This is a genomic window from Acidocella sp. C78 (genome assembly GCF_907164655.1).
Genome location: NZ_CAJQZK010000077.1, coordinates 1 through 26,504 on the forward strand (window position 1 = coordinate 1; position 26,504 = coordinate 26,504).

30 protein-coding genes and 3 pseudogenes are annotated in these 26,504 nt (G+C 63.7%); 20 read left to right on the forward strand and 13 right to left on the reverse strand.

The window, feature by feature from the left end; genetic code table 11:
* The first annotated feature begins 29 nt into the window (after positions 1 to 29).
* The 5 genes and pseudogenes from ACIDOCELLA78_RS94665 to ACIDOCELLA78_RS94685 all read left to right on the forward strand — a co-directional run bounded on the left by ACIDOCELLA78_RS94665 (position 30) and on the right by ACIDOCELLA78_RS94685 (position 2,153).
* Positions 30 to 152 carry a hypothetical protein gene (locus ACIDOCELLA78_RS94665; protein ID WP_307850951.1) on the forward strand — a complete coding sequence of 41 codons (123 nt, stop codon included), beginning with the start codon at positions 30 to 32 and terminating at the stop codon, positions 150 to 152.
* Positions 94 to 691: pseudogene (locus tag ACIDOCELLA78_RS94670) on the forward strand (gamma-glutamyl-gamma-aminobutyrate hydrolase family protein). Before ACIDOCELLA78_RS94665 ends, ACIDOCELLA78_RS94670 begins: the two are co-directional and overlap by 59 nt.
* 103 nt (positions 692 to 794) lie before the next feature.
* Positions 795 to 1,291, forward strand: a pseudogene (locus tag ACIDOCELLA78_RS94675) (fumarylacetoacetate hydrolase family protein).
* A 36-nt stretch (positions 1,292 to 1,327) separates the two neighbouring features.
* Positions 1,328 to 1,711, forward strand: coding sequence for an endonuclease/exonuclease/phosphatase family protein (locus tag ACIDOCELLA78_RS94680; RefSeq protein WP_374223265.1), 384 nt, complete (start codon positions 1,328 to 1,330; stop codon positions 1,709 to 1,711).
* Complete coding sequence (locus ACIDOCELLA78_RS94685; RefSeq protein ID WP_374223266.1) at positions 1,611 to 2,153, forward strand: exodeoxyribonuclease III; 543 nt, start codon at positions 1,611 to 1,613, stop codon at positions 2,151 to 2,153. Before ACIDOCELLA78_RS94680 ends, ACIDOCELLA78_RS94685 begins: the two co-directional genes overlap by 101 nt.
* Here ACIDOCELLA78_RS94685 and ACIDOCELLA78_RS94690 read toward each other — a convergent pair.
* The 5 genes and pseudogenes from ACIDOCELLA78_RS94690 to def form a co-directional block, all read right to left on the reverse strand.
* A complete protein-coding gene (locus tag ACIDOCELLA78_RS94690; RefSeq protein ID WP_307850952.1) occupies positions 2,120 to 2,818 on the reverse strand; it encodes a hypothetical protein in 699 nt (232 codons plus the stop codon). The genes ACIDOCELLA78_RS94685 and ACIDOCELLA78_RS94690 overlap by 34 nt on opposite strands.
* Positions 2,801 to 3,331, reverse strand: a pseudogene (infC, locus tag ACIDOCELLA78_RS94695) (translation initiation factor IF-3); the annotation flags it as partial. The pseudogene infC and the gene ACIDOCELLA78_RS94690, both read right to left, overlap by 18 nt.
* A gap of 94 nt (positions 3,332 to 3,425) precedes the next feature.
* Positions 3,426 to 4,193, reverse strand: coding sequence for a tRNA pseudouridine(38-40) synthase TruA (gene truA / locus ACIDOCELLA78_RS94700; protein ID WP_201729600.1), 768 nt, complete (start codon positions 4,191 to 4,193; stop codon positions 3,426 to 3,428).
* Positions 4,190 to 5,095 (reverse strand): methionyl-tRNA formyltransferase, encoded by a 906-nt coding sequence (gene fmt, locus ACIDOCELLA78_RS94705; protein WP_201729601.1) that lies wholly within the window; start codon positions 5,093 to 5,095, stop codon positions 4,190 to 4,192. The genes truA and fmt overlap by 4 nt, the downstream gene beginning before the upstream one ends.
* Positions 5,095 to 5,661, reverse strand: a complete 567-nt coding sequence (gene def / locus ACIDOCELLA78_RS94710; protein WP_201729630.1) for a peptide deformylase — start codon at positions 5,659 to 5,661, stop codon at positions 5,095 to 5,097. Before def ends, fmt begins: the two co-directional genes overlap by 1 nt.
* 116 nt (positions 5,662 to 5,777) lie before the next feature.
* Between def and ACIDOCELLA78_RS94715 the strand changes: the two genes are divergently transcribed.
* Positions 5,778 to 6,281 (forward strand): Hsp20 family protein, encoded by a 504-nt coding sequence (locus tag ACIDOCELLA78_RS94715; RefSeq protein ID WP_174502704.1) that lies wholly within the window; start codon positions 5,778 to 5,780, stop codon positions 6,279 to 6,281.
* A gap of 1 nt (position 6,282) precedes the next feature.
* Positions 6,283 to 6,540: a DUF1150 family protein gene (locus ACIDOCELLA78_RS94720; RefSeq protein ID WP_201729602.1), complete on the forward strand. Its 258-nt coding sequence runs from the start codon at positions 6,283 to 6,285 to the stop codon at positions 6,538 to 6,540.
* A 147-nt stretch (positions 6,541 to 6,687) separates the two neighbouring features.
* On the opposite strand, the gene msrA is transcribed toward ACIDOCELLA78_RS94720, so the two are convergent.
* The 6 genes from msrA to ACIDOCELLA78_RS94750 all read right to left on the reverse strand — a co-directional run bounded on the left by msrA (position 6,688) and on the right by ACIDOCELLA78_RS94750 (position 12,559).
* Positions 6,688 to 7,365, reverse strand: coding sequence for a peptide-methionine (S)-S-oxide reductase MsrA (gene msrA, locus ACIDOCELLA78_RS94725; protein ID WP_201729603.1), 678 nt, complete (start codon positions 7,363 to 7,365; stop codon positions 6,688 to 6,690).
* A gap of 26 nt (positions 7,366 to 7,391) precedes the next feature.
* Positions 7,392 to 8,873 carry an amidophosphoribosyltransferase gene (purF, locus tag ACIDOCELLA78_RS94730; RefSeq protein WP_201729604.1) on the reverse strand — a complete coding sequence of 494 codons (1,482 nt, stop codon included), beginning with the start codon at positions 8,871 to 8,873 and terminating at the stop codon, positions 7,392 to 7,394.
* Positions 8,874 to 8,953: 80 nt separating this feature from the next.
* Positions 8,954 to 9,517 carry a CvpA family protein gene (locus tag ACIDOCELLA78_RS94735; RefSeq protein WP_201729605.1) on the reverse strand — a complete coding sequence of 188 codons (564 nt, stop codon included), beginning with the start codon at positions 9,515 to 9,517 and terminating at the stop codon, positions 8,954 to 8,956.
* Positions 9,504 to 10,916, reverse strand: coding sequence for a DNA repair protein RadA (radA, locus tag ACIDOCELLA78_RS94740; RefSeq protein ID WP_201729606.1), 1,413 nt, complete (start codon positions 10,914 to 10,916; stop codon positions 9,504 to 9,506). The genes ACIDOCELLA78_RS94735 and radA overlap by 14 nt, the downstream gene beginning before the upstream one ends.
* 29 nt (positions 10,917 to 10,945) lie before the next feature.
* A complete protein-coding gene (locus ACIDOCELLA78_RS94745; RefSeq protein ID WP_249676589.1) occupies positions 10,946 to 12,019 on the reverse strand; it encodes a hypothetical protein in 1,074 nt (357 codons plus the stop codon).
* A 24-nt stretch (positions 12,020 to 12,043) separates the two neighbouring features.
* A complete protein-coding gene (locus ACIDOCELLA78_RS94750) occupies positions 12,044 to 12,559 on the reverse strand; it encodes an adenine phosphoribosyltransferase (protein ID WP_201729607.1) in 516 nt (171 codons plus the stop codon).
* A 222-nt stretch (positions 12,560 to 12,781) separates the two neighbouring features.
* Here ACIDOCELLA78_RS94750 and ACIDOCELLA78_RS94755 point away from each other — a divergent pair, with 222 nt between their 5' ends.
* From ACIDOCELLA78_RS94755 to kch, 10 genes are all read left to right on the forward strand, one after another.
* Positions 12,782 to 13,387 carry a DsbA family protein gene (locus ACIDOCELLA78_RS94755; RefSeq protein ID WP_249676591.1) on the forward strand — a complete coding sequence of 202 codons (606 nt, stop codon included), beginning with the start codon at positions 12,782 to 12,784 and terminating at the stop codon, positions 13,385 to 13,387.
* Positions 13,388 to 13,394: 7 nt separating this feature from the next.
* Positions 13,395 to 16,892, forward strand: coding sequence for a chromosome segregation SMC family protein (locus ACIDOCELLA78_RS94760; protein ID WP_201729609.1), 3,498 nt, complete (start codon positions 13,395 to 13,397; stop codon positions 16,890 to 16,892).
* 84 nt (positions 16,893 to 16,976) lie between these two features.
* Positions 16,977 to 17,294: an AtpZ/AtpI family protein gene (locus ACIDOCELLA78_RS94765; RefSeq protein WP_201729610.1), complete on the forward strand. Its 318-nt coding sequence runs from the start codon at positions 16,977 to 16,979 to the stop codon at positions 17,292 to 17,294.
* A gap of 13 nt (positions 17,295 to 17,307) precedes the next feature.
* Complete coding sequence (locus ACIDOCELLA78_RS94770) at positions 17,308 to 18,063, forward strand: F0F1 ATP synthase subunit A (RefSeq protein WP_201729611.1); 756 nt, start codon at positions 17,308 to 17,310, stop codon at positions 18,061 to 18,063.
* Positions 18,064 to 18,138: 75 nt separating this feature from the next.
* Positions 18,139 to 18,372, forward strand: coding sequence for an ATP synthase subunit C (locus ACIDOCELLA78_RS94775; protein ID WP_007422333.1), 234 nt, complete (start codon positions 18,139 to 18,141; stop codon positions 18,370 to 18,372).
* 25 nt (positions 18,373 to 18,397) lie between these two features.
* A complete protein-coding gene (locus ACIDOCELLA78_RS94780) occupies positions 18,398 to 18,967 on the forward strand; it encodes a F0F1 ATP synthase subunit B (RefSeq protein WP_201729612.1) in 570 nt (189 codons plus the stop codon).
* Positions 18,968 to 18,973: 6 nt separating this feature from the next.
* Entirely contained in the window at positions 18,974 to 19,495 is a 522-nt protein-coding gene (gene atpF, locus ACIDOCELLA78_RS94785; protein ID WP_201729613.1) for a F0F1 ATP synthase subunit B, read from the forward strand.
* A gap of 130 nt (positions 19,496 to 19,625) precedes the next feature.
* Complete coding sequence (purC, locus tag ACIDOCELLA78_RS94790; RefSeq protein WP_201729614.1) at positions 19,626 to 20,390, forward strand: phosphoribosylaminoimidazolesuccinocarboxamide synthase; 765 nt, start codon at positions 19,626 to 19,628, stop codon at positions 20,388 to 20,390.
* Positions 20,387 to 20,626 carry a phosphoribosylformylglycinamidine synthase subunit PurS gene (gene purS / locus ACIDOCELLA78_RS94795; RefSeq protein WP_201729615.1) on the forward strand — a complete coding sequence of 80 codons (240 nt, stop codon included), beginning with the start codon at positions 20,387 to 20,389 and terminating at the stop codon, positions 20,624 to 20,626. The genes purC and purS overlap by 4 nt, the downstream gene beginning before the upstream one ends.
* An 81-nt stretch (positions 20,627 to 20,707) precedes the next feature.
* Positions 20,708 to 21,976 carry a voltage-gated potassium channel protein gene (gene kch / locus ACIDOCELLA78_RS94800; protein WP_249676594.1) on the forward strand — a complete coding sequence of 423 codons (1,269 nt, stop codon included), beginning with the start codon at positions 20,708 to 20,710 and terminating at the stop codon, positions 21,974 to 21,976.
* A 24-nt stretch (positions 21,977 to 22,000) separates the two neighbouring features.
* Here kch and ACIDOCELLA78_RS94805 read toward each other — a convergent pair whose 3' ends face one another.
* Positions 22,001 to 22,942, reverse strand: a complete 942-nt coding sequence (locus ACIDOCELLA78_RS94805) for a diguanylate cyclase domain-containing protein (protein WP_249676623.1) — start codon at positions 22,940 to 22,942, stop codon at positions 22,001 to 22,003.
* A 129-nt stretch (positions 22,943 to 23,071) separates the two neighbouring features.
* Between ACIDOCELLA78_RS94805 and dapD the strand changes: the two genes are divergently transcribed.
* From dapD to ACIDOCELLA78_RS94820, 3 genes are read left to right on the forward strand one after another with little or no spacing between them, the layout of a single operon-like run.
* Positions 23,072 to 23,911, forward strand: coding sequence for a 2,3,4,5-tetrahydropyridine-2,6-dicarboxylate N-succinyltransferase (gene dapD / locus ACIDOCELLA78_RS94810; RefSeq protein WP_201729617.1), 840 nt, complete (start codon positions 23,072 to 23,074; stop codon positions 23,909 to 23,911).
* A complete protein-coding gene (dapE, locus tag ACIDOCELLA78_RS94815) occupies positions 23,908 to 25,023 on the forward strand; it encodes a succinyl-diaminopimelate desuccinylase (protein ID WP_201729618.1) in 1,116 nt (371 codons plus the stop codon). Before dapD ends, dapE begins: the two co-directional genes overlap by 4 nt.
* Positions 25,020 to 25,625, forward strand: coding sequence for a hypothetical protein (locus ACIDOCELLA78_RS94820; RefSeq protein ID WP_201729619.1), 606 nt, complete (start codon positions 25,020 to 25,022; stop codon positions 25,623 to 25,625). Before dapE ends, ACIDOCELLA78_RS94820 begins: the two co-directional genes overlap by 4 nt.
* Here the strand turns inward: ACIDOCELLA78_RS94820 and rsmI are convergent.
* A complete protein-coding gene (gene rsmI / locus ACIDOCELLA78_RS94825; RefSeq protein WP_201729620.1) occupies positions 25,594 to 26,499 on the reverse strand; it encodes a 16S rRNA (cytidine(1402)-2'-O)-methyltransferase in 906 nt (301 codons plus the stop codon). The genes ACIDOCELLA78_RS94820 and rsmI overlap by 32 nt on opposite strands.
* Between the last annotated feature and the right edge of the window lie 5 nt (positions 26,500 to 26,504).

Sequence of the window (26,504 nt, forward strand, 5' to 3'; positions counted from 1 at the left end):
CAAACGGCGATCGCGCCCATATCGATACGCTGCTGGAAAGGCTCGATGGACTTATCCTGACTGGCAGCCGCAGCAACGTTGCCGCCGTGTTCTATGGCGGACCGCCGCAACCGCCCGAAGACGCGCCCGAAGATCCGAGCGGGATCTCGTAACACTACCCCTGGTGCGCGCGCCATCGAACGGGGCCTGCCGGTTCTGGCGATTTGCCGAGGGCTGCAGGAACTGAACGTCGCTCTCGGTGGTACCCTGCATCAACGTCTGCAAGACCTGCCGGGCAAGATCGACCATTCGACGCCCATGCAACCGCATGCCCCGGTCAGGACCGGAAAAGCCCATCACGTCGTCTTGCGCTCCGGCGGCAGGCTGGCTCAGATCGTCAAAAGCGAGTCTCTTTCCGTCAATTCCCTTCATAATCAGGGAATTGACCGGTTGGCTCCAGGTCTTCTGGTCGAAGCGCGCGCAAACCGACGGCACCATCGAAGCGGTCACCGGAACAGCAGCCGGCTACCTCGTCGGTGTGCAATGGCACCCCGAATATGATTTCGAGCATGACGCTGCATCCCGGCGCATATTTGAAAGCTTCGGTGCGCAGTGGATAAGACGAGCTAGAGCATCATCCGATCCGGATGGATCGGAAAGTGCTCTAACCGCTCGCAGGACAAATAGGAAACGGAAATGCCCGACTTCGTGATCGCCCCACCCGCCACCCCGGCCGTGCCTGTGATTGGCGGAGGATTTTTTCCCATCGACGGATTTTCTGCGTCGGGCGCAATTATGCCGCACACACCCGAGAAATGGGCGGAGACCCGAATCGCGAGCCGCCGTTCTTTTTCACGAAACCAGCCGACGCGATCATTGTGGGCGATGCCGTCCCTTTCCCCACCGCCACGAATAATCTTCATCACGAAATGGAACTGGTTGTCGCACTCGGCTCGGGCGGCAGGGATATCCCGTCCAGCGCGACCTTGAATACTGTCTATGGGTATGCCGCCGGCGTGGACCTGACCCGCCGGGATCTTCAGGACGAGGCAAAATCGCTTCGCCGCCCTTGGGACATGAGCAAAGGTTTCGACCATTCGCACCGGTCGGCCCGATTGCCCCGGCAGCACGCATTGGGCACCCCGCCTCGGGCCGCATCTCGCTCGCCGTCAACGGCGAGCAGCGCCAGAACGGGGATCTGTCGGACATGATATGGCCTGTCGCCGACATCATCGCCTACCTTTCCACCCTTGTGGAACTGAGGGCCGGCGACCTGATCTTCACGGGAACGCCAGACGGGTCGGGCCGCTGAGCCACGGCGATCGTATCGCCGGCATCATCGACGGGGTTGGCCAGCTCGAATTCACGCTCTCATGACAGCCCTGACCATCGCGACTGGAATATCAACTCGGTCAGGCTCCGCCGCGATCTGCTGCATCGGCTGAACGAGCTGGCGACACCCGACATCGTCTGTCTCCAGGAAACGAAAGTACCGGACGAGCTCTTCCCTGATGATCTGGGAGCCGCTCTCGGCCTGCCTCATGTGCTGAAGCGCGGCATGAAAGGCTACAACGGTGTCGCCATTCTCTCCGACATCCGCTTGAACGATCAACGATACGCCCGACTGGTGCATGAAATCCGACTGTCGGCACCTCGCGGCACGGGTCGACGCCGGGCCGGAACAACTTGTGGTGCACAATTTTTATGTTCCTGCCGGTGGCGACGTTCCTGACCGCGAGCAGAACCCGAAATATGGCCACAAGCTGGATTTCATCGCCGAAACCCGCAACCATTTCGCGGCCAACCGTCCACAGCGTACAGTGCTGGTCGGCGATCTGAACATCGCACCTCTGGAACACGATGTCTGGAGCCACAAGCAATTGCTTGGCGTCGTCAGTCATACCCCTCCGGAAACCGAGGGGCTGAACGCCTGGCGACGCGAAGGCTTCATCGATGCCATCCGGCATTTCGTGCCGGATGATCAGAAGCTTTACACATGGTGGTCTTATCGGAACCGGGACTGGAGAGCCTCCAACCGCGGCCGCCGCCTCGATCACATCTGGGTCTCGGCAGACCTGTCCGGCTGCCTGACCCGGCACATCATTCTTCAGGACGCGCGGGATTGGGAACGTGGCTCCGATCACGTTCCGGTGGCGCTGACCCTCGATCTGTAGCCCTGCAATGCGCGTTGCAGGGTGCGCCGCGCAGCCGCGGCCTCGCGCGCGAGTGAGAGCAGATGCGGTATCTGTGCGGGTTGGCGCAACACGCTCTGCATCACCCTACCGACGGCGATACGGCCATCCGCGCCAAGCGCAAGCAGAGCCGCCGGAGGCAGATGCCGCCCGGCCGGATCGGCAACAGCCCGCAAGACGGCAAATTTCAAGCCATTTGCCAAAGCGACGCCCGCAACGGCCGCAGACTCAAGATCGATCGCGGAGGCCCCAGTCGACGCATAAAGCGTCATCTTGGCCTCAGGCGTCACAGCGACCTGCCCGCCACCGATCATGGCGCCGACAGTCACACCGCCGAACATCTCAGCGAGCTCATCGTCACAAGGAAAAATCGCGCCGTGCCCATCCAGTATTCGTCCCGGGACGAGAAGATCCCCCGCCGCAAGGCCTGGATCCAGTCCGCCCGCCAGGCCGAAACTGATGACCGCCGAAACCCGCTTGTCCTGCACAAGAGATTGCGCGGCGTGAAGCGCGCCCTCCGGTGTTCCGCCACCAACAACGACCCGTACCCCCATATCGCGCAGGAGGCTGGCTTCCGCGGTGAGCCCCGTCACGAATGCCAGCATGATGTGGAACGGGTGCTCAGCGCGGCTGAGCACCATGATCATCTGCCGGTTTTCCATCTTCGGCATCTGTTCGACCTTGGTGTCGGTCTCCATGTCAATACGGATACGTTCCAGCACTTTGACACCGAGTTCCTGATGGGCCATTTCACGTCCGCGAAAGCGTAGGGTGACCTTAACCTTATCGCCTTCGCCAATGAAGCTCTTCATGGCGCGCAGTTTCACCTGATAATCGTTTTCGTCGATATTTGGGCGGACCTTGATCTCTTTGATCTCGATCACTTTCTGCTTCTTGCGCGCCTCATTTTTCTTCTTCTGCTGCTCGTATTTGAATTTGCCATAATCGAGCAGTTTACAGACTGGCGGATCGGCGTTCGGGCTGATCTCGACAAGATCAAGCCCAACCTCGCCGGCGCGGCGCTGCGCCTCTCTCGTGCTCATGACACCGAGCATTTCGCCCTCCTGGTCGATGAGGCGAACCTGAGGGACACGAATATCTTCATTCACGCGCGGGCCTTCGCGGTTTGGCGGGCTCGGCGGAGCAGGTAGTCTGGCTATGTCGGTCTCCTGTCATTGTGGACAAATATAACTGCAGCCTTATCGCTCTAGACGATATCGGGCCGCCAAAGCAACAGAACAAGCGCCCTGCCCGTCAGTTCGGCATGAATGGATCGGCCGCGTAGTGGACCGCGATGAGAGACAAACCATCTGCCGGCGCGGTCGGCCCGGCCGCGGCACGATCGCGCGCGGCAAGAGCCTCGGCCACGCGGGCGACCGGCCAGCGCCCGTCGCCGACCAACTTGAGCGTGCCGACCATGTTCCGCACCTGGTGATGAAGAAAGCTGCGCGCATCCGCCTCGATCACCACCAAGTCACCATTCCGCACGACGTCGAGCCGATCGAGCGTACGCAGCGGCGACGTCGCCTGACAGGCGCTGGCCCGGAAACTGGTGAAATCATGGCGACCCAGGAGGGACTGGGCCGCTTGGTGCATCGCCGGCACATCGAGCGGCGCCTTCACATGCCAGACGAAGCCCTCCTGCAAGGCTGGGCGGGCGTATCGGTTGAGGATCAGGTAGCGATACGAGCGCCCGGTCGCCGAAAAGCGCGGGCTCCAGTCCGCCGATGGAACCCGCGCGGCTGCAAGCACCACCACCGGATGCGGTTTCATGTGGAAATTCAACGCCTCCCGAACCGCCCGCGCGTCGAACGGGTCCGGCAGTTCAAGAGCGGCGACCTGACCGGCGGCATGCACCCCCGCATCCGTGCGACCGGCGACAACGCTTTCCGGCACAACACCACCACACAACCGAGACGCGGCCGTCTCCAGAACCTCCTGCACCGACAGCCCGTTCTCCTGGCGCTGCCAGCCAACAAAGTCCCTGCCGTCATATTCAAGCCGAAGCGCCCAGCGCGTCACCCGAGACGCGTCCCGATGCCAACTGGATGACCACGCAGAAACGCCTCTGCGGGCATGGCGGCGCGTCCTGCGCGTTGCACCAGTGTCGGCCGGATCGCGGCCTCGCCGCAGGCAATGGTCAGGTGATCATCAAGCACCGTTCCCGGTTCGCCATGTCCCGCTGCCGCGTGCGCCCACATGATCTTGAGCGTCTCGCCGTCCAGGCGGGTCTCCGTACCCGGCCAGGGCTGGAAGGCCCGAATTCGCCGCAGAATCGCTTCCGCCGGCTCGGACCAGTCGATCACGGCATCCGCCTTCGACAGTTTGGGGGCATAGGTCGCCCCTGTTTCAGGCTGTGGGACCGGAATGCAATCCGCTTGCAGAGCCTTGAGAATCAGATTGGCGCCAAGGGCAGCGAGCCTGTCATGCAGATCCGCCGTTGTATCGTTCGGACCGATCGGCAGCGACTCGGCCAGAAGCATCGCACCGGTATCCAGCCCCTCGTCCATCTGCATGATGGTGACGCCGGTCTGTGCGTCACCCGCCAGCACTGCGGCATGGATCGGTGCAGCGCCACGCCAGCGCGGCAACAGGCTGGCGTGGATATTGATACAGCCGCGCCGGGGTGTCGCCAGCATGTCCGGGGGCAGCATCTGCCCATACGCGGCAACAACGGCAACATCGAGATCAAGGCTGCGGAAATAGGCTCTTTCGGCATCGTCGCGACGCAGACGTTCCGGCGTCCGAACCGACAGACCGAGCCCGTCGGCCGCCTCGTGAACGGGGCATTTGTGAATTCGATGCCCTCGCCCAACCGGGCGCGGCGGCTGGCAATAGACCGCAACCACGTCATGGCCTGCGCCATGCAGCGCCTTCAGCGCCGGAACCGCAAATCCCGGCGAGCCCATGAAGACCAGACGCATCAGCGCGCCGGCTTTCGGGCCGCCTTTTCGCGCAGATCCTTCGCCAGCTTGCGCAGGATCATGTTCCGCTTGAGCGCCGAGAGATGGTCCACGAACAGGACACCATCCAGATGATCGATCTCATGCTGGATACAGGCGGCCAGAAGTCCATCAGCCTCCATAATCCGCTTCCTGCCGCCCTCGTCCTCGAACGACACGCTGATCTGCCCCGGCCGGATCACCTCGGCGTATTGTCCCGGCAATGACAGGCAGCCTTCCTCGCGCGACACCAGCTCCTCGCTGCGCGCAGTGATTTCCGGGTTGATCATGACGATGGGCTGTCTCTGGTCATCCGGCGCCAGATCCATGACCACCAGGCGCAGCGACACACCGATTTGCGGAGCCGCAAGACCGATGCCCGGCGCGCGATACATGGCCGCGAACATCCGCGGAACCAACTCGGCGACCTCGTCGCGGTCGGCGCCGACAATCCGGCGCGCCTTCATGCGCAGCCGCTTGTCGGGCACGATCAGGATCTCGGGGATACCGGCATCGGCAATATCGGTCGTCACGCTCATCCGCGCCATGTAGCCCTGCCGCTCCGCCCGATCAATCGGTACTTGCATAGGCCGCGATTTATGCCCATTTCGGGTGTGCGAAACGCCGTTCGGGTTTCGCTTGTCTCGCTCGAAAGGAGGAGGCTTTGACCACTCGCGTTTTTACTTCGCCCCTGTTTCTGGGCTTCGATCATCTTGAGCAGGTGATTGAACGTGCCGCAAAGGCTTCGTCGGAGGGATATCCGCCCTACAACATCGAACAACTGAGTTCGACGAGCCTGCGCATCACGATCGCTGTCGCCGGATTCACGATGGATGATCTCCAGATTACACAGGAAGACAATCAACTGGTGATCCGCGGCCGGCAGAATGACGACATGCAGGGACGGATCTTCCTGCATCGCGGGATCGCCGCACGGCAGTTCCAGCGGGCTTTCGTTCTCGCCGAAGGCATCGAGGTCAAGGGAGCATGGCTGGATAATGGGCTCCTGCATATCGACCTCGCACGGCCGTTGCCGGAAGCGAAAATCCGGACGATCGCCATCAAGAAAGGTGCTGGCGGCCAGAATGGCGCCAGCACGGCACGCACGCTCGATAGCGACGCGATTGCATCGCGTGTGGTCGGCCGTGAACTCCAGGAGGGTTCCTGACATGAACATCAAGGCCCACGACGGCATCGCCGATGATGCGCCGTTCCAGGCGTTTCTTGACCCGCATCATATTACCGAGTCGCAACTCGCCGATCTCGGGCTCCAGGAAATCGCGTATGTCCGCCCAATCATGACGCCGTCCGGCCCGGCATTTGGCGTATTCGCCGCCAACGGCGTGCCGATGGCCGTCGCGGCCGACAACAACGTCGCCCGAGCAGCGATCGTCCAGCACGAACTTGCTCCGGTCTCGGTCCACTGAGGCTTGAGAGTCAACGCAAGTCGAATGCGGATATATCCTCAACCCTTGGAAAGCCGCTCCGGTCGGGTGGAAGCACCTGACCGGGTGATGCTCTAATTATCAATATCATAGAGCGCGACATCCGATCTGGATGGATCGGAAAGTGCTCTAGGCGGCGAACATTACGCCGACGGGGCAACCCACGCCCGTCCCGCCGAGCCCGCAATAGCCGTTCGGGTTCTTGGCCAGATATTGCTGGTGATACGCCTCCGCGAAAAAGAAGGTGGGCGCGGGAGCAATTTCCGTGGTGATCGAGCCGAAGCCAGCCGCGGAGAGCGCTGATTGGTACGAATCGCGGGATGCTTCGGCAACGCTCAACTGCGTATCCGACATTGCACAGATGATCGAACGATATTGCGTGCCGATATCACCGCCCTGGCGCATACCCTGCGTCGGGTCGTGGCTTTCCCAGAACACCCGCAACAGCGCCTGGAACGACGTCACTTTCGGGTCGAAGACAACCAGAACAACCTCGGCATGACCCGTGCGGCCGGAACACACCTCTTCATATGTCGGGTTCGGCGTGAACCCGCCCGCATACCCAACCGCCGTCACCACAACACCCGGGATCTGCCAGAATTTACGCTCGGCGCCCCAAAAACAGCCAAGGCCGAACAGCGCGACCTCCGTTCCCGGCGGATAAGGTGCAGCAAGCCGGGCACCGCTGACATGGTGAAATTCGGGAACCGGCATTGGCGTCGCGCGACCAGGCAGCGCCTCGCCCGGCGTCGGCATCCGTGTTTTCATCGACATCGTCATGGCCATGATCCTCTCCAGCATTTTCATGTCCGGAAACCCAAGCCCGACAACAATCAGGCTAGCTCCGCCAATAGCGAGAATTGAGGGTCTCGCGGCTCGGCGTGGTCTGTCAACGGGATCGGATAATCGCCGCTGAAGCAGGCATCGCAATAGGCTGGCGCCTCCGCGTCGCGCCCGCTATGGCCCAAGGCGCGATAAAGCCCGTCGATCGAGATGAAGGCGAGGCTGTCGACTCCGATCAGCGCGGCCATTTCCGCCTCGCTGTTGCGAGCGGCCAGCAGCTTGGCCCGCTCCGGCGTGTCGATTCCATAGAAGCAGGAATGCGTGGTCGGTGGCGAGGATATCCGCATGTGAACCTCGCGTGCGCCGGCCGCGCGCACCATCTCCACAATCTTCTTCGAGGTGGTACCACGCACGATCGAATCATCGACCAGTACCACGCGTTTGCCCTCCAGCGCGGGCCGATTGGCCGAATGCTTCAGCCGCACGCCTAAATGGCGAATCTGATCCGTCGGCTCGATGAACGTCCGCCCGACATAGTGATTGCGGATAATGCCAAGTTCGAACGGAATGCCGCTGCGTTCGGCATACCCCATCGCGGCCGGCACGCCGGAATCGGGGACGGGAACGATCAGATCGGCTTCGACAGGCGATTCCTGGGCAAGCTCGTGGCCGATGCGCTTGCGCGCCTCATAGACCGACTTTCCATCGACAACCGAATCCGGCCGGGCGAAATAAATATATTCAAAAACGCAGAAGCGCGGCTTTTGCGGCACGAACGGCTTGAGGCTCCGCACGCCGCCGCGATCAATCGCCACGATCTCACCAGGCTCGATATCGCGCACGAATTCGGCGCCGACCATCTCCAGCGCGCAACTTTCCGACGCCAGTACCCAGCCCGGGCCGCTCGCGTCAGCCCCATGTGTCCGCCCCAGGATCAGCGGGCGGACCCCCAAGGGATCGCGAACGCCGATCAGCATGTCGTTGGTCAGCGCAACCAGCGAATAGGCGCCCTGGACCTGTTTGACCGCATCGATCAGACGGTCGAGCACGGTCGCATACAGGCTGATGGCGATCAGGTGAACGAAAACCTCGGAGTCGGTTGTCGACTGAAACAGGCAACCGCGACGGACCAGTGTCCGTTTCAGCGTATGCGCGTTGGTCAGATTGCCGTTATGGCCAACAGCGAGGCCTCCGAACTCGAATTCCGCAAACAGCGGCTGAACATTCCGCAGGAGCGTCGCACCCGTCGTCGCATAGCGATTGTGCCCGATCGCACGGGTCCCCGGCAAACCGGCCATGACCTTTGCGTCGCCGTAATTGTCACCGACAAGGCCGATCCCCTTATGCGCATGAAAGCGCACGCCGTCATGCGTGACGATCCCGGTCGCCTCCTGGCCGCGATGCTGGAGCGCATGCAGGCCGAGCGCAGTGATTGCCGCGGCATCCGCGACATTCCAGACGCCTACGACACCACATTCCTCATGCAGCTTGTCGTCGTCGCCAACAGTCGTTGGAATTTTGGATTGTGTCACGCCGCCTGATCCCCTTGCGACCCAGGATTGTCACATAATGCCTCGGTTCGGCCCTGTCGAGGATCAAACCATTCCCACACCTATTGGCTGGGTCCTGCCCCGCCTGCGGCAGTACTCGAACGCGCTGGCGCCGCAACTCCGTCCGGCCCTAGATTGTCGATATGGGGCCTGTAGGCCGCCGGGAGAAATGCCACCAGAAACGCGGAGCCGCTCTCGGCGTAATTCAGAAACCGCGCATCCCGGATCGCCGCCGGCCATTCCGGTGGCTGCAGGAAAATCGACATACCGATATAGGCTAGGCACACGATCACGCCACCTCGGGCAAGGCCGAAAGCCAGGCCAAGCGTGCGATCGATGCCGGAAAGAGCCGAATCCCGCACGAGCGATCCGAGCCATGCACTCAGGATCGACAGCACGATGAGCACAACGATGAACACGACGCCGACCGAAACCGGCAGAACCAGCTTCGGATTGCCCACAATGCCGGTAATCTGCGGCTCGATATCGGGATAGAGAAGGAAGGCAGCCGCACCGGCGCCGATCCAGGCACCGATACCCAGAACCTCGCGAACGAAGCCGCGGGCCAGAGCCAGCACGCCCGAAAGCAATATGACGGCAATCGCGACACCATCAGCCCAGGTCATAATTCCTCCTCCCTGTTGCCGCCATTACCCCCATGGCCGCAACAAGATCGCTCAAATGTCCGTATTCCATCAACGACATGCCCTCCGGCGACAAGAGGCGCCTTTGTCCGCCGGCCACACGGCGAGGCAGAACGGCCCTTGTGAAGCCAAGCTTCACCGCCTCCTTCAACCGCAGTTCCGCCTGAGCCACCTGACGCAGCTCGCCGGACAGACCGATCTCGCCAAAGAAAACGGTTTCCGGATCGGCCGGCACGCCGCTCGCTGCCGAAATGAGCGCTGCGGCGACAGCGAGATCCGCGGCGGGCTCGGAAACGCGCAATCCGCCGGCGATATTGAGATACACATCCTGACCACCAAGTTTCAGGCCGCAGCGCGCGTCGAGAACAGCCAGCAGCATCGACAGCCGGCCCTGATCCCACCCGATCACCGAGCGCCGCGCCGATCCCGCCCCATTGGCCGAGAGCAGCGCCTGCACCTCCATCAAGACAGGCCGTGACCCCTCCAGGCCCGCAAGCACCGCACTGCCCGTGACGTTGCCGTGCCGTTCGGCGAGAAAGAGAGCCGACGGATTCGCGACCTCGGCCAGACCCTTTCCGGTCATTTCAAATACACCGATCTCATCGGTGGCGCCGAAGCGGTTTTTGGCCCCCCGCAAAATGCGGAACTGATGGCCGCGATCGCCCTCAAAATGCAGCACCACGTCGACCATGTGTTCGAGCACACGAGGCCCGGCGAGCGCGCCTTCCTTGGTCACATGCCCAACCAGCATGAGCGCGAATCCCTGCGTCTTTGCTGCCTGGATCAAGGCAAAGGCGTTGGCGCGCACCTGGCTCACCGTGCCGGGGGCCGATTCGATCGTCTCATCCCAGATCGTCTGGATGCTGTCGATCACGACGAGCGCGGCATGGCCCTCGGCGCGCAGCGAACCGAGAATGTCGGCAAGCACTGTCGCAGAGGCCAGATTGACGGGCGCGGACTTGAGGTCCAGCCGTTCGGCGCGCAGCCTGATCTGCGCGACCGATTCCTCGCCTGAAACATAAAGCACCCGCTGACCGGAAGCGGCGAGCCGGGCCGCTGCCTGCAACAGCAATGTGGATTTACCGATCCCCGGATCGCCGCCCACCAGAATGACGGAGGCCGGCACCATCCCTCCCCCAAGGACACGATCAAACTCGTCGATGCCAAGCGGAATTCGTGGCGGCGGAGGCGTCTCCCCCGCCAGCCCGACGAAATCGACACCCCTTCCGGTCTGAACGGCTGCCTTGCGTCCCGTGCCGGTTGGCATGACCGTTTGCGGCTCGAGGGTGTTCCAGGCGCCGCAAGCCTCGCATCGGCCCGCCCATTTCGGGACCACGGCGCCGCATTCATTGCATACGAAACGGGTGGCGCTCTTCGCCATTCAGTCGCCGGTTCCCGATGAAATCAGCATCAGTTCGGCCGCCAGCCGAACCGTGTGAACAGAAACTGCCGCAAAGCCAGAAGCGCATCGGGCGGCGCCGCGATCGGTGACAGAGCGAGGCCGGCGCTCTCCACCGTGAGGCTGATTGCACTCGCCGCCGCGGCGGATTGCAGGGCAGACTGGCCGGTCGCCCCCAACGCGGCCTGGCGCCAGAGCGCGACGGAAACCGCGGGCGTCAGCCGCGGCAGGATCAGGACGAAATCCAGCCGGCTCGCCGCCAGTACCGCCTGATAGGCACGTTCAAGCGGCGCTGGCAGCGTTGCCACGTTGCGGGACAAGGCGAGTTCTTCAACTGTCGGCAAGGCGGGAAAGTGCTGGTCCCGCTTCGTCCCGCCAGCCTGATCGGGACTACCGAGCGTGCAGATCGCGCTGCCGTCCGCCGCCTGCAGGGAGGCAAGATCCGCCGGAATATCCTCTCCGGCGAGCAACACGGCATCCGCCTCTCCAAGTCTGAAGGCTCGCGCCACGGCCGACACGTCGCGAAGCCCGAAAATTGGCGCAATCGGGACACCAAGCCGCTCGAATGCCAAAATCGCGGCAAGATCGGGGCTTTCCGGCGCCGCCGCGGCAAGGCGGAGAGGATTGGGCCGCGCAAGCCTGGCGATTCCGCCCCGCACCACAATCACGCCCGGATTGATTCCGGCAAGAATGGGAATCCACTCCCCCGGCCGAAAATGAACACGCGGATCACCGGTCAGGTAAGCAATCGCCGCCGCGCCAGGCAGCAGCGCCCCGGTATGTCCATCCGCCGTGACAAGGGTCTGCAGCCGGTTGGCACCCGTAACGCCATCCCGCCCCCCTGCCGTTTCAATACGCAACGCAGTGTTAGGCGAGAGTATGGTTTGAAGCCCGAGCGAAATCGCATGAGCCCAGCGATCGGTCCTCCCGCCGGGCAAGCCTCCCACCAGAATGCGATAGTCATGTTCGAGCGTATCAGCAAAGACCGTGTTGTTCGGCGTAACGCTGGTTGCGGCGGAGGATATCCCGGGAACCACCCACGCCAATGTCGCGCTAAACGCGCCGAGGACGAACCGGCGCCTCACCCTGGTGAACCTCTCGAACCGGACCTAGCGGTCGTAACTGACAAGAGCTTCGAACGGCACGTCAAGACGATCCCGTCCTTTCAGGAACTCCAGTTCTATGAGCGCGGCCGCCGCCGGCACTGTGGCGCCAACATTCCGCAGCAGGCTTATGCCGGCCGCCATCGTGCCGCCTGTCGCGAGCAGATCGTCAACCACAACGACACGCTGACCCGGTTGAACGGCATCGGCCTGGATCTCGATCCGGTCGGTGCCATATTCCAGATCATAGTCGTAGCCGACAGTCGCCCCCGGCAGTTTGCCGCGCTTGCGAAGCATGATGAACCCGCACCCAAGCTTGAGGGCGAGCGGCGCCGCGAGAATGAAGCCGCGGCTTTCCACACCCGCGAGCAGATCAGGGTGATATGCCCGCACCACATTGGCCAGACGTCCCATCGCCACCTGCCACGCATCGGCGTGTCGGATGAGGGTGGAGATGTCATAGAAGAGGATACCCGGTTTCGGAAAATCGGGGATGCCGCGGATGTGATCCTTCAAATTCATGCCGCCGGTATAGCGGAGGCGGCGGCCTTGGCAACGTCCTGAGGGCGATCGGGCGGGACAAAATCATTCTCGCACGAATTCACGCAGCCTTGCTCTCGTCACGATATGGGTGTTCCGCTATTCAGACGGCGGCTGGCGCGGTTTCCGCTCGACGATGTCGCGCGTTCCAGCTACACAACATATAGGGGATTTCTTGATATGGATCGTCGTTCGCTACTAGGTATGGTGGCTGGACTTGTGAGCGCCGGTGGCATCGGAACTTCGCTCCCGGCATTCGCCGCCGCGGCAGACACCGATTCTCCCTATTCGGTTCGCAGCCTCGGCAATCCGGACGCCCCCGTCAAAATCTTCGAATATTTCTCCCTCAACTGTCCGCATTGCGCGGAATTCGCCACCCACGCGCTGCCCAAGGTCATCGAAACCTATGTGAAGCCGGGCAAGGTATATTACGTGTTCAAGGACTTCCCGCTGAACGAGGATGCCCTCTGGGCCGCGCAGATCGCCCGCGCGCTGCCGGCGAAGGCATATTTCCCATTCATCTCGGAACTCTTCCGCACGCAGGATGAATGGGCCTACGCGCCAGAGCTGAAAACGCCCAAGGACTACCAGAACGCGCTGTTCCGCTACGCCGCCCTCGCCGGGATGGACCGGGCGACCTTCGACGCCGCCATCGCGAACAAGAAGCTGCGCGCCTTCATCCTCAACGAGTTGAACGGCGCGGAGAAGACCTACAAGGTGAACTCGACCCCTACCTTCATCATCAATGGCCGCAAGCGGGAGGGCGCTGTGTCGTTCGACACCTTCTCCTCCTGGCTGAAGGCGGCGTAGGTCCGGCTTGCCCGCGCGTTTCGCCCGCCTGCGGATCAGCGGGTTCAAGAGCTTCGCCGATCCGACCACGATCGACATCCTGCCAGGGCTGACCGGCATCATCGGGCCGAATGGCTGCGGCAAGTCGAACGTGGTCGACGCGCTCCGCTGGGCGATGGGCGAGGCCAGCGCGAAGTCGCTGCGCGGCGGCGAAATGGAGGACGTGATTTTCGCCGGCACGATGGCGCGCGCCGCGCGGAATATTGCCGAAGTGTCGATTACCCTGACCGACACGGCGGGTCTCGCCCCGGTGCCGTTCCAGAACGAGCCGGAACTACAGGTCTCCCGCAAGATCGAGCGCGGCAGCGGCAGCGCCTACAGAATCAACGGGCGCGAGGTGCGGGCGCGCGATGTCGCGACCCTCTTCGCCGACCTCGCCTCCGGTGCCCGCAATTCCGCGATGATCAGCCAGGGCCGGGTTTCCGCCCTGGTGAATGCCCGTCCGGACGAACGGCGCGCCCTGCTCGAGGAAGCCGCCGGCATCACCGGCCTGCACGCCCGCCGGCACGAAGCCGAGCTTAAGCTGCGCGCGGCCGAGCAGAACCTGCTCCGGGCGGACGATCTGCGCACCCAGCAGGAGGCCCGCCTCGCCGAGTTGCGCAAGCAGGCGCGCCAGGCCAACCGCTACCGGAACATCTCCGGGCTGATCCGCGATGCCGAGGCTGAATATCTGGCGATCGAACGCGAACTCGCCGAGCGCCGGCGCCGCGCGGCGCGCGCGGAATTCGCCAAGGCCGACGCCGAGGTCGGCCGCGCCGAGCAGATCCGCGACGATGTACTGGGCCGCGAGGCCTCGCAGAACGACGCGCTGCCCGCCTTGCGCGCGCGCGAGGCGGCAACGCGCACGCGCCTCGAGCGTGCGCGGATTCTCGCGGAGCAGATCGATGCCGAAATCGCGCGCCTCGAAGCCGCCCGGCACGAAGCCGAAGCGCGGGTGGCAACCCTGCGAAAGGACCATGCCGGCGCCGAACGCATCGCACAGGATGCCGAGGCCGCCGCAATACGTCTCGAGGCCGAGCGTTCGCGACTTGCAGCCGATCATGCGCAGGCTCCCGCCCGGATCGAACAGGCGCGGCACGAGGCCGAGGCTGCGTCGGTCGCCCTCGCACAGTGTGAAACCGCAGCCCAGCAGGCCACCGAAGCCGCCGCCCGCGCCCAGGCCCAGCGCCAGGCGATGGAGAGCCGGCTGAGCCAGGCCCGCGGCGCCGCAAGCCAGGCGGATCGGCGGGCCAGGGACGCCGAGGCGACCCATGCCACAGCCCGGGCAGCCCTCGTTTCACCCCAGCGTCTCGCCGCGGCGGAAACCTCTCGCGAAGCGGCCGAACAGGCCGTGACCGCAACGGAAGCCGCCTATGCCGAGGCTCAAGGCCGGGTGGAGGAAGCGGAAGCACGGCGCGCGGAAACCCATGCCGCCGCCATCCACGCCCGCGCCGCCGCGACCGAAGCGGACGGCGCGGCAGCGCGGCTAAAGGCCGAAACCGATGCACTGAAAGCCCTGCTCGCCCAGAAATTCGGCCGCGACCCCGACCCGGTGCTGGACCGGATCAAGGTTCCCGCTGGGCTGGAAACGGCACTTGGCGCAGCCCTGGGCGCCGAACTCTCGGCTGGCGAGCAGGCCAGCGCCGCCCGGCACTGGCGCCCCCTTCAGCCAATCGCGTCCGATGCCGTGCTCCCCCGGATCGGCGAGACGATCACCGCGCCAGACTCGCTCAGGCGCGCCCTCGATCATATCCTCCTGCTGCCCAATGGCGCCGACGGCGATGCCTTGCAGGCAACGCTCCGTCCGGGTCAGATCCTCGTGTCGATAGAGGGTGGAGTCTGGCGTTGGGACGGGTTCGTGGTCCGCCCCGGCGCGCCGACCGAGGCGGCAGTCCGCCTCGCCCAGCGCAACCGGTTGGATGAGCTCGACGTCTCTTTCGCGGGCGCACGGAAAACCGCCGAGGCCACCCGCGCCGCGCTGCAGAACGCCGAAGCCGCAGAGCGCGACGCGAGGCGGGCCGAAGAGGAGGCGCGCACCGCCCGCCGCGCCGCCGAATCGGCGATCGACCGGGCCCGCAAGGATCTGCGCACGACGGCGGAGACCGCGAGCCGGCTGGCGGCCGAAGCCGAACGGCTGGCCGCCCGCGAAGCCGCCGCCGCCGAGACGCGCGCCCGGATCGAGGCCGAGGCGGGCGAAGCGCGTGCCGCCCTTGCGGCCATCGAGGCCGAATTCACGACACTCGACGACGCCCAGGCCCTTCGCGACGCGCTCGATCGCGCGCGCGCAACCCTCGCGGAGAGCCGCCGGCGCGACAGCGAGACAACCCAGGCGCTGCAACGCCTGCAAACGGAAATGGAAACCCGCGCGCGCCGTCTGGAGACGATCATCCGCGAACAGGCGGACTGGGCCGAGCGCGCACGTGACGCCGATGATCGCCGCACCGACCTCGCCGCCCGCTTGCGAGAGGCCGAAGCCGGCCTCGAATCCCTTGGGGCCGACAGCGGCCCGCGAGAACGGCGGGCCGAGGCGGGCGCCGAACTGGAAATGGCGGAGCGCGAACACCGCGCCGCCGCGCGGGACCTTGCCGGCGCCGAAGACGCGGCGCGGCTGAATTCGACCGCCGCGCGCGCCGCGGAACAGGATCTCGCCCGCGCCCGTGAAGCCCGCATCGGCGCCGAATCGGCTGTGCGCGAAGCCGACCACACCTGGGGCACCGTCGCAGAAAAGATGCTGGAACGTCTGGGGATTGATCCCGTTTTGCCCGCAGTGGACACTCCATCGCCCGACGCCGCCGACAAGGCGCGAAAGCGGTTCGAGCGCCTCACCCGCGAACGCGACGAGATGGGCCCCGTCAACCTGCGCGCTGATATGGAGGTCGGCGAGATCGAGACCCGCCTCGCCGCGATCGAGCGCGACCGCGACGAAATCACCAGCGCAATCGCCAAGCTGCGCGGTTCGATCGGCCATCTCAACCGGGAAGGGCGCGAGCGCCTCTCGGCCGTCTTCACCGAGATCGACCGACATTTTCAGGCGCTGTTCACCCGGATGTTCGGCGGCGGGCGCGCCCATCTCGCCCTCACCGGCTCCGACGACCCGCTCGAAGCCGGGCTCGAGATCTTCGCGGAACCGCCGGGCAAGAAACTCGCAACGCTGTCTCTTCTCTCCGGCGGCGAGCAGGCCCTTACCGCCCTGTCGCTGATATTTGCGGTCTTCCGCTGCAATCCCGCGCCGCTCTCCGTCCTCGACGAGGTCGACGCCCCGCTCGACGATGCGAACGTCGAACGCTTCTGCCGCCTGCTGGAAGATATCTCCCAGGACACCGGCACGCGGTTCATCGTCGTGACCCACCACCATCACACGATGGCGCGCATGGACCGCCTCTATGGCGTCACGATGCAGGAGCGCGGAATTTCGCGCGTCCTGTCGGTGGATCTCGGCACTGCGGCGGCAATGGTCGAGCCCGCCGGGGCGATTGCCGCGGAATAGATTTCACGCTCGCGATATGTTGACTTGGAACGGCAGCATCGGTAGCAACCGCTGCCGCCTGTCGGCGGGCGTAAGGGTGTGAAAATGAGTGACGAACCGGCTCAGGGGCCAGATGATCGGAGCGATTTCGATCAGCGCCTTGCCGCCGCGCGCAGCCGTGCCGGGCTCGACAAGCCCGCCAATGGCGCCGCGCAGCAGGACAAGGGTCCCAATCCGTTCAGCGTCGCAACACGGCTGGGCGCCGAGATGGTGGCGTCACTGGTCGTGGCGGTTGCGATCGGCTATGGACTGGATCGGCTTTTTCATTCAGCACCCTGGTTCATGATTGGCTTCGTGCCCATTGGCGCGGCTGCGGGGCTTCGAAACGTGTTCCGGGCCATGGGGCCAGGCGACAAGGACTGACCGGAGGATACGGATGGCGCAAGAATCGGGGATCAACGCTCTGGGGCAGTTCCAGCTGACCACCGGATTCGGTGCGTTCGGCAAGGCGATCGAATTCACAAATTCGAACCAGATGATGCTGCTCGCCGCCGTGATCGTCACCTCGCTCTTCGTGATCGCCCTGCGCCAGCGCGCGCTGGTTCCCGGCCGCATGCAGGGGCTTGCCGAGATCAGCTATGAATTCGTTCACAACATGGTGCTGGACACGATCGGCGAGGAAGGCAAACGCTTCTTTCCCTTCATCTTCACCCTGTTCGCATTCATCTTGATCGGCAACATCCTCGGCCTGTTCCCGTATTTCTTTGCCTTCACCAGCCACATCGCGATCACCGGCGCTCTGGCGCTGTTCGTCTTCGCCCTCTCGACGCTGGTGGGGTTCTGGTATCACGGCATCGGCTTCCTGAAGTTCTTTTCGCCGCCGGGCGTCCCGGGCTGGCTGTTGCCGCTGCTGATCCCGATCGAAATCGTCTCCTTCCTCTCCCGCCCGATTTCGCTTTCGGTCCGACTGTTCGCGAACATCACCGCTGGACACGTGATGTGGGAAGTGTTCGCCGGCTTCATGCTGATGCTGGTCTCGGGTCTCGGCGCCGTCGGCGTTGTCGCTGCGATCATCCCGCTCGGCCTCAACATCGCACTCACCGCGCTCGAATTTCTGGTCGCGTTCCTGCAGGCTTACGTGTTCGCGATCCTGACCTGCCTTTACCTGCACGATGCGATCCATATGCATTGATCGCGTCGCGTATCCCTTCACCTCCACCGGCCTGACCGGCCTCAGCTACCGCTCGAACTGAAAGGAACCCTAGTTATGGCCATTGACACCCTTCTGCTTGCTCGCGACGTCGGTGCGGGTCTGGCGACCATCGGCGTTGCCGGCGCGGGCGTCGGTATCGGCAACCTGTTCGGCGCTTTTGTCGGTGCGGTCGGCCGCAACCCGGCGGCGCGCGACAAGATGTTCCGCGACGTTCTGCTCGGCTTCGCGCTGACCGAAGCTGTTGCCCTCTACGCGCTGGTCATCGCGCTCATCATCCTGTTCGCCTGAACCACCGGCAGGGACACTTCACGCGATGCGCCGAACCACCATACTGCTCGCCGCCACCACCCTGGGCCTGACGCCGGCTATAGCCGTTGCTGAAGGCAAGATGCCACAGATGGATTTTGCCAATCCGCTGACCGGCGCGCAGGTCGTGTGGATGGCGGTCATCATGGTCGCGCTGTACTTCATTCTGGCGCGCTGGGCCCTGCCCAGGATCGGCGGCGTGATCGAGAACCGCCACAACCGCATTGCAAGCGACCTTGAAACCGCCCGCCGCGCTAAGGCGGAGGCCGAACATGCCGTCCGGGAACTCAATCTCGCGATTCAGAATGCGCGGGAATCGAGCCAGGGTGCAATCGCCGAAGCGGTGAATGCCGCCAAGGAACGCGCCCGGGCACAATCCTCGACGCTGAACGAGCGGCTCGATGCGCAGATTTCCGCAGCCGAAACCGAAATCGAGGCAGCGCGCCGCGCCGCGGTGAACGCTTTGGGCCCAATCGCCCGCGATGTGGCGTCCAGCCTGTTGCACCGCCTGACGGGTGAGGCTGTGGAGCCTGGCCGGGTCGATCAGGCGATCGCGGCACTTTCAACCCAGGGGTGAGCGACCATGGAATATGAAGCCCTTACCGGTACGCTTTGGGACAAGGGAACTTTCTGGGTCACCGTTGCGGTCCTGATTTTCCTCTTCTTCTTCGGCAAGAAAATCGTCGGCGCGATCACCACGATGCTCGATCAGAGAAGCTCCGAAATTCAGCGTGAGCTTGACGAGGCCTCGCGTCTGCGAGCTGAAGCCGAAGCAATGCTGAAGGATGCCGAAACCCGTCGCGAGGCGGCGCTCGCCCAAGCGAAGGACATGCTCGCCATGGCCGGTCGCGAGGCGGAACGTCTTGCCGCCGACTTGCAGGCTGAAGCAGAAGCGTCCGCCCGCCGTCGTGAACAGATGGCCAGGGAGCGGATCGCGGCGGCCGAATCGGCAGCTGTTGCAGAAGTTCGTGAAGCCGCCGCATCACTCGCCGCCCTTGCGGCGGAACGGGTCCTCAAGGAAACCATCGATGCGGCCCACGATCAGGGCCTGATCGATCAGGCGATCAGCGGTCTGCCCGCAGCGCTGAGACAGAAAGCCGCCTGAGGCTAAATGGAAGCTGCCCTCACGGGCAGCTTCCGGCTCCGGGCATGGCGCAAACCGCCGCCGGTTGATATACCCGGTCGCGTGCGGCACCCTTCATTTCCTTTTCGCCGCCGAGATACGAGGTTTACCCATGGCGCGTCGCCGGCAACTCTACGAAGGCAAGGCAAAAATTCTGTTCGAAGGGCCGGAACCCGGTACTCTCGTGCAGTATTTCAAGGACGACGCCACCGCGTTCAACGCGCAGAAGAAAGGCGTGATCACCGGCAAGGGTGTGTTGAACAATCGCATCAGCGAGTTTCTGATGCAGCGGCTCGGCGAGATTGGCATTCCAACCCATTTCGTCCGCCGGCTCAACATGCGGGAACAACTCGTGCGCGAGGTTGAGATCATCCCGATCGAGGTGGTTATCCGCAATGTTGCCGCCGGCAGCATGAGCACCCGGCTGGGCATCCCCGAGGGCACGCGGCTTCCCCGGTCGATCATCGAGTATTACTACAAGAACGATGCGTTGAACGATCCGATGGTGTCGGAGGACCATATCACCGCATTCGGGTGGGCCAGCACGCAGGATATGGACGACATCGTCCATCTCAGCCTGCGCATCAACGATTTTCTTACAGGCCTGTTCCTTGGGGTCGGTATCGTACTGGTCGATTTCAAGATCGAATTTGGCCGGCTTTGGGAGAACGAGGATATGCGAATCGTTCTCGCTGATGAAATCAGCCCTGATAACTGCCGGCTCTGGGACGCCAAGACCAACGAAAAGATGGACAAGGACCGTTTCCGCCGCGACCTCGGCCGGGTCGAGGAAGCGTATCAGGAGGTCGCAAAGCGGCTCGGCATACTGCCCGAGGCCGGAACCCGCGACATGAAGGGCCCGGAGACGATGCAATGAAGGTTGTGGTCGCTGTGAAGCTGAAATCCGGCGTGCTGGATCCCCAGGGCAAGGCCATTGGCCACGCTCTTGAGGGGCTGGGGTATGATGGCGTCACCGATGTCCGTGTCGGCAAGCTGATCGAGCTCGACATTGCCGAGACAGACCGCGAAAAAGCTCGGTCCGCCGCCGAATCAATGGCGAAGCGCCTGCTTGCCAATACCGTCGTCGAAAGCTTCGAGATTTCCGTTCCCTGACGAACGGGCGTTGCGGCCCCGATCATTTGCGCCCATCTCCGGAGCAGATGAATGGTGAGATGACAGACGCCGGCGGCTCCGGTGGCCGCCTCGCAGGGCGCCGTGATGATTAGCGTGTTTTCACTGATCATGCGGCAGCCGCGGTTGCTTGGGCACCGCTGGTATCGGCGCCTGCGGATGGATCTTTGGTTTCCGCATGTTCCACTCGCGCTCGCGGTGGGCGTTGCGGGTGCACTCGCGATCCTGCCCACGATCCAGAAATTCGCCGCGGAATACCTGCATCTCGACCTCGCCAATCTGGTCAGTGCCATTCACCCGATATCGGGGAACATCCCAGGCCTGATCCTCAACGGCGTTCCGACCGTTGTCGTCGGCGTACTGCAGCTTCTGATCGCCCTGGGGTTGCTGGGCCGCTCGCGCATCGCCTGGCTCTCGGCCATCGGGATCACGCTTGCCCAGCTTCTGCTGACCGTCCATGTCCAGTCGGCCGCCCGGCTCGACGGCGAATCCATCTACATCCTCGCCCTGCTGGCTTCGCTCCTGCTTGCGCGCAATCACTTCTCCCGCTCGTCACTTGCCGCCGGCACGCTGTTCGCGGTGGCCTCGGTCCTTGTCTTGATGGTGTATGGCGTGCTCGGGTCACTGCTCCTCGGCGCAGGCTTCAGCCCGCCGATCACCAACCTGCCCTCGGCGCTTTATTTCGTTATCGTTACAATGTCGACCGTGGGCTATGGCGATATCCTGCCCAAGAGCGAGAACGCGCGGCTTTTCGTTGTCTCGCTCATCGTGCTTGGCCTGACGGTTTTCGCGACCGCGCTGACAGCCGTGATAGGCCCGGTTCTCCAGAATCGTATCAACCGGACGATCGGTCCCCGGAGACAGAAGATGAAACGCGTGAACCACTTCATCATTTCCGGCCATGGCGTCCTTGCCCGGAATACAGCCCGCGAACTGCGCAATCGTGGTGAATCGGTGATCGTCATTACGGAATTCGAGGATGCGAGTTTCGGCGATGCCGAGACGGTGATCGGCGATCCAACCGACCTCGATACGCTCCGCAAGGCTGGCGGTGAGCATGCGCGAGCGATTCTCGCCCTTTCGGATGACGACTCGGAGAATGCCTTTGTTGTTCTTGCGGTCCGGGAACTTGGCACGGATGCCAAGAAGGTTGCCGCAGTCAGCACACGAAAAAACCTCGAGCGCGTCCGGCGGGTTCACCCCGACATGGTTCTCGCCGCGCCGGTATTCGGCAGCGAAGTGCTGGCAATGGCACTGACGGAAGAGAAGATCGATGGGGACTGGCTTCTCAGCCAGTTCCTCGATGTCCGCCCCCATGAGGAAAATGCCTGATTTTCCAGACTTTTGACGAAAGGATCAGGAAATCTCCGACTGCCATATCCGCACGGCGGGCCGCCCGGTCGTCGCGGCGGTCAACCGGGCCTGCTCGAGACCAGAGCGGGCGTTGGCGAGAACCGCCGCCGGATCATCGCCCGAACGCGACCATCGGGACGCGATCCCGATGGCAACATGGCGCCCGGTTCCAGCAAGCATCGCATCAAGCCGTGCAACGATACGGTCTCCCCGTTCGGCAGCCACCAGATGATCCACTCCATCGCACCAGGCGGCAAGGCGGGTCGGGCCGATCCGCCCGATCAGATCGCTCGGGCGCAACATATCGCGCAGGGTTTCGGCGGATTCGCGAATCACGGCCGACGATGCTTCAGATCCTTGTGTTCCGCTCGATCTGACCCAGCCTATGGCGAACATGGTGCCAACACGCTCTTCGATGTCGAGCCGATCAAATCGGCGGTCCGCCTGCGCAAGGAAGCTTGGCAGCGGCCACAATCCGGTTTCCGGATCGAGCGCATTCCGCTTCTTGGAAGCACCGGCCGCAAGCAAGCGAATGACAAGACGCCGCAGATGCGGCCCGATCGCGGTCAGCAGATCGGTTTCCGAGGCGGTGAACCGCCTGTCTCCACGGCTGCGCCAAGCCACCAGCGAAGCCGCAAGCGAACGCCCGGCGGTTGCATTCTCCAGATCGACCGGAATGGTGAGAATTTCGCCGCCGTTACAGTCGGTCAGGCCAATGCCGTACGGATAATCGGCGAGAATTGTTTCGCCCCCGTGCTGCACCGCCGCCGGACGCACCACGAAACACATGCCGGAGTCAGGAAATTCAGCCGCCAGCAGGGCGCAGGCGGCGGGGCCCGCCGTACTCGGGTCAGGCAGTCCTGCCAGACTCTCGATCATGCGTGCCATGCGGTCGAGACGTTCCGAATTTTCTCGACCGTCACGGGCGCCGTCGGATGCTTCCATGGAAAAGCCTGCCTTATCCGTCATCAACAGGCTTTTCGCAGGATCGGGTAAATAACGTATTACCGCCCGATTGACAGGCAGGACCCGCCTCCGCATGGTCTCGCCGGAACAAATACGGAAAGGTTACCGATGGATCACACACCTCTCGCTGCGACGATTACCGCTGCCTGGGATCGCCGGGATCAACTTGATCCAGCATACCAGGGACCAGTGCGCGAGGCGGTGAACCAGGCCCTCACCCTGTTGGACGATGGCGTATTACGGGTGGCGGAACCCGGCCCGGATGGCTGGACCGTGCATCAATGGGTCAAGCAGGCCATTCTCATGTCGTTCCGCCTGTTGCCGAACCGGACCATGGCTGGCGCCGGCGGCGCGCCGGTATTCGACAAGGTGCCGATGAAATTCGGCGACTGGGACGATGCCCGCTTCGCGGCCGCGGGCATTCGGGCCGTGCCGGGAGCCGTTGTACGACACTCGGCCCATGTCGGGCGGAATACGGTCCTGATGCCGAGCTTCGTCAATGTCGGCGCCCGTGTTGGCGAGGATACGATGATCGATACATGGGCGACGGTGGGCTCATGCGCGCAGGTCGGCCGCAACTGCCACATCAGCGGCGGCGTCGGAATCGGCGGGGTGCTTGAGCCGCTGCAGGCCAATCCGGTGATCATCGAGGATGATTGCTTCATCGGCGCGCGGTCGGAAGTCGCTGAGGGCGTGATCGTGGAGCGCGGCGCCGTACTCTCGATGGGGGTGTTTCTCGGCGCCTCGACCAAGATCGTCGATCGCGCGACCGGTGAAATCTTCTACGGCCGGGTGCCGGCCTACTCGGTTGTCGTGCCCGGCGCACTGCCCGGCAAGCCGCTGCCCGACGGCAGCCTTGGGCCGTCGCTCGCCTGCGCCGTGATCGTGAAGCGGGTCGATGCCCAGACCCGCTCGAAAACCGCGATCAACGAGCTGCTGCGGGCGTGACAGGAACGGACCCCGTTGCGATAGCGCAGCTTTTGCTGCGTCACCGCTCGGTCACGCCGGCGGATGACGGCGCTCAGGCCACACTCGCAGGCCTGCTTGAGCCGCTCGGCTTCAAGATCGAGAGGCTGCAATGCGGCGAGGTGTCCAACCTTGTCGCCCGACGCGGAACCGGCAGCCCGCACTTCGCCTTTGCCGGTCACACCGATGTCGTTCCCCCTGGCGAGGGCTGGCGCCACCCGCCATTCGGCGGCATCATCGAGGACGGTCTGCTTTATGGCCGCGGCGCCGTCGACATGAAGGGCGCGATCGCAGCCTTCATCGCCGCACTGGCATCCCGCCCGGAATCGCAGGCGGGAACCGTTTCCCTGCTGATCACTGGCGATGAGGAAGGCGAAGCCCTCGATGGGACCCGGCGCATTCTCGAACATCTGGCCGACAAGCGGGCCCTCCCGGAATTCTGCCTCGTCGGCGAGCCGACCTGCCGCGCCACGCTTGGCGATACGATCAAGATCGGCCGGCGCGGATCGATTTCGGCCCGCATCACTGTCCCCGGCGTCCAGGGCCATGTCGCCTATCCCCATCTCGCGGACAATCCCCTCCACCGGCTGATCCCTGCACTCGAAGCGCTTCGCACGCGTCAACTCGATGCCGGCACGCTTTGGTTCGAGCCATCCTCGCTGCAAATCACCAGCGTCGATACCGGAAATGGGGCGGGCAATGTGATTCCGGCCAGCGCATCGGCGCGGCTGAACATCCGGTTCAACGACCAACACAAGGGCTCCGACCTCGCCGCATGGATACGCGCCACGACCCTGGCCTGCGCACCCGGCGCAAAATGCGAGACCAGCATCAGCGGCGAGGCATTCCTGACCCAACCTGGCAAGGAGATCGACCTGATCAGCGATGCCATCGCCACGGTCACCAGGGTCACACCAAAACTGGATACCGGCGGCGGCACGTCGGACGCCCGGTTCATCGCGTCCTGTTGCCCTGTCGCCGAATTCGGCCTGGTCGGAACCTCGATGCACCGGGTCGATGAGGCGGTTCCGATCGGCGAGTTGAGACATTTGTCCGAAATCTATGCCCAAATCCTGGATCGTGTGTTCGCATGAACGGTGAGGATCGTTTTGCCGGTGCGTTTTTCAGCACCCTGCGCGGGATCTTCCGAGTGGCCCTCGGCAGGGTCGATGCGCTGCGCGAGTTCGGGAACACACCCTCCGCATTCTCCGCGTCGATCGCACCGCAGATCGCCTTTCCGATGGTTGGCGCCTCCCTCCTGGCTTTGCGCGGCGACTGGGTCTACGCGGCGGGGCTCATGCTGTCCCGCTTGTGCGGTGTCCTGGTTCAACCCGTCATCATCGAACGGGCAGCGCACTGGCTTGGGCGGCGCGACCGATGGTTGAATACCGCCACGGCGCTGAACTGGTCGATCTGGATTGTCTTCGTTCTCATTCCTTTAGGAATGTTCGCCAACGACGTGCTGCTTGCGCTCGGCGCCGGGCAGGTCGGCGCGCTCAGCCTCTCGGCCGGGCTGATCGCCTTCTACATGCTTTGGTTGCAGGGATTCATTCTGCGGGCCGGGCTGTCAACCAGCTGGTGGAAGGCTCTCGGGCTGCTGTTCGTCGTCAATCTGAGCACGGCAGCGCTTTATGCCGTGCCGTATGTTTTCCATCCCGGCCTGCTCAGCCTGACTCTGCGTCCCGCTTCAGGCTGAGCGCGCGCGCGTAGACCAACTTGCGCGGCAATTCCAGTTCCCGGGCGACGGCGGAAACCGCATCCTTGATCGACATGGCCGCCAATGCCGTTTCGAGCGCCTCGTCCAGCGCCTCCGCCGACGCGTTCGTCCGGGTCGCGGGGCCGATCACCAGAGTGATCTCGCCGCGCGGGGCTGTCGTCGCGTAATGCCCGGCAAGCGCGGAAAGCGCGCCTCGCCTGGTCTCCTCGAAGCGCTTGGTCAACTCCCGCCCCACCGCAGCAGGCCGGTCTCCGAGGATGGCAAGACAATCATCAAGACACGCCGCCAACCGATGGGGCGCTTCGTAAAATACCAGTGTCGCGGCGAGCCCGACCTGCTCGGCGGCGACGATTCGCTGCAAGGCGCTGCGGCGAGCGGCCGAGCGTGGCGGCAGAAATCCGCCGAAGAGAAAGGGATGCGGCGGCAGACCGGACAGCGCGAGCGCCATGATGGCCGCATTCGGCCCTGGCACGGCGCTGACAACGAGCCCTTCGTCAATCGCCGCGCGCACCAGCCGGTAACCGGGATCGGCGATGAGAGGCGCTCCCGCATCGCTCACCAGGGCGAGCCGCTGTCCCTCGCGCATCATGCCGATCAACGCAGGAGTCCGCGCCTGTTCGTTATGGTCATGGAATGATTGTAATTTTGTTAAGATTTGATATTGAGCCAGCAGGGTCGCGCTAACACGCGTATCTTCGCATAAGATCATGTCTGCTTCGCGCAGCGCGCTGACCGCGCGCGGCGACAAATCGCCCAGGTTGCCGATTGGCGTGGAAACCAGCACAAGGTCGGGTTGCCGACGAGAGGCCGTTTCGGATGCAAGTGGAGAAGTCTCGGATGTCACGAACGACATTAACG

Excerpts from the sequence above, each read along its gene's own strand:
- ACIDOCELLA78_RS94685 (WP_374223266.1), top strand. The coding sequence starts at position 1,611 with ATGAAATCCGACTGTCGGCACCTCGCGGCACGGGTCGACGCCGGGCCG.
- ACIDOCELLA78_RS94690 (WP_307850952.1), bottom strand. The coding sequence starts at position 2,818 with ATGATCATGGTGCTCAGCCGCGCTGAGCACCCGTTCCACATCATGCTG.
- fmt (WP_201729601.1), bottom strand. The coding sequence starts at position 5,095 with ATGCGTCTGGTCTTCATGGGCTCGCCGGGATTTGCGGTTCCGGCGCTG.
- def (WP_201729630.1), bottom strand. The coding sequence starts at position 5,661 with ATGGCGCGGATGAGCGTGACGACCGATATTGCCGATGCCGGTATCCCC.
- ACIDOCELLA78_RS94720 (WP_201729602.1), top strand. The coding sequence starts at position 6,283 with ATGAACATCAAGGCCCACGACGGCATCGCCGATGATGCGCCGTTCCAG.
- msrA (WP_201729603.1), bottom strand. The coding sequence starts at position 7,365 with ATGAAAATGCTGGAGAGGATCATGGCCATGACGATGTCGATGAAAACA.
- ACIDOCELLA78_RS94735 (WP_201729605.1), bottom strand. The coding sequence starts at position 9,517 with ATGACCTGGGCTGATGGTGTCGCGATTGCCGTCATATTGCTTTCGGGC.
- radA (WP_201729606.1), bottom strand. The coding sequence starts at position 10,916 with ATGGCGAAGAGCGCCACCCGTTTCGTATGCAATGAATGCGGCGCCGTG.
- ACIDOCELLA78_RS94750 (WP_201729607.1), bottom strand. The coding sequence starts at position 12,559 with ATGAATTTGAAGGATCACATCCGCGGCATCCCCGATTTTCCGAAACCG.
- ACIDOCELLA78_RS94755 (WP_249676591.1), top strand. The coding sequence starts at position 12,782 with ATGGTGGCTGGACTTGTGAGCGCCGGTGGCATCGGAACTTCGCTCCCG.
- ACIDOCELLA78_RS94765 (WP_201729610.1), top strand. The coding sequence starts at position 16,977 with ATGAGTGACGAACCGGCTCAGGGGCCAGATGATCGGAGCGATTTCGAT.
- ACIDOCELLA78_RS94770 (WP_201729611.1), top strand. The coding sequence starts at position 17,308 with ATGGCGCAAGAATCGGGGATCAACGCTCTGGGGCAGTTCCAGCTGACC.
- ACIDOCELLA78_RS94775 (WP_007422333.1), top strand. The coding sequence starts at position 18,139 with ATGGCCATTGACACCCTTCTGCTTGCTCGCGACGTCGGTGCGGGTCTG.
- ACIDOCELLA78_RS94780 (WP_201729612.1), top strand. The coding sequence starts at position 18,398 with ATGCGCCGAACCACCATACTGCTCGCCGCCACCACCCTGGGCCTGACG.
- atpF (WP_201729613.1), top strand. The coding sequence starts at position 18,974 with ATGGAATATGAAGCCCTTACCGGTACGCTTTGGGACAAGGGAACTTTC.
- purC (WP_201729614.1), top strand. The coding sequence starts at position 19,626 with ATGGCGCGTCGCCGGCAACTCTACGAAGGCAAGGCAAAAATTCTGTTC.
- purS (WP_201729615.1), top strand. The coding sequence starts at position 20,387 with ATGAAGGTTGTGGTCGCTGTGAAGCTGAAATCCGGCGTGCTGGATCCC.
- ACIDOCELLA78_RS94805 (WP_249676623.1), bottom strand. The coding sequence starts at position 22,942 with ATGGAAGCATCCGACGGCGCCCGTGACGGTCGAGAAAATTCGGAACGT.
- dapD (WP_201729617.1), top strand. The coding sequence starts at position 23,072 with ATGGATCACACACCTCTCGCTGCGACGATTACCGCTGCCTGGGATCGC.
- ACIDOCELLA78_RS94820 (WP_201729619.1), top strand. The coding sequence starts at position 25,020 with ATGAACGGTGAGGATCGTTTTGCCGGTGCGTTTTTCAGCACCCTGCGC.
- rsmI (WP_201729620.1), bottom strand. The coding sequence starts at position 26,499 with ATGTCGTTCGTGACATCCGAGACTTCTCCACTTGCATCCGAAACGGCC.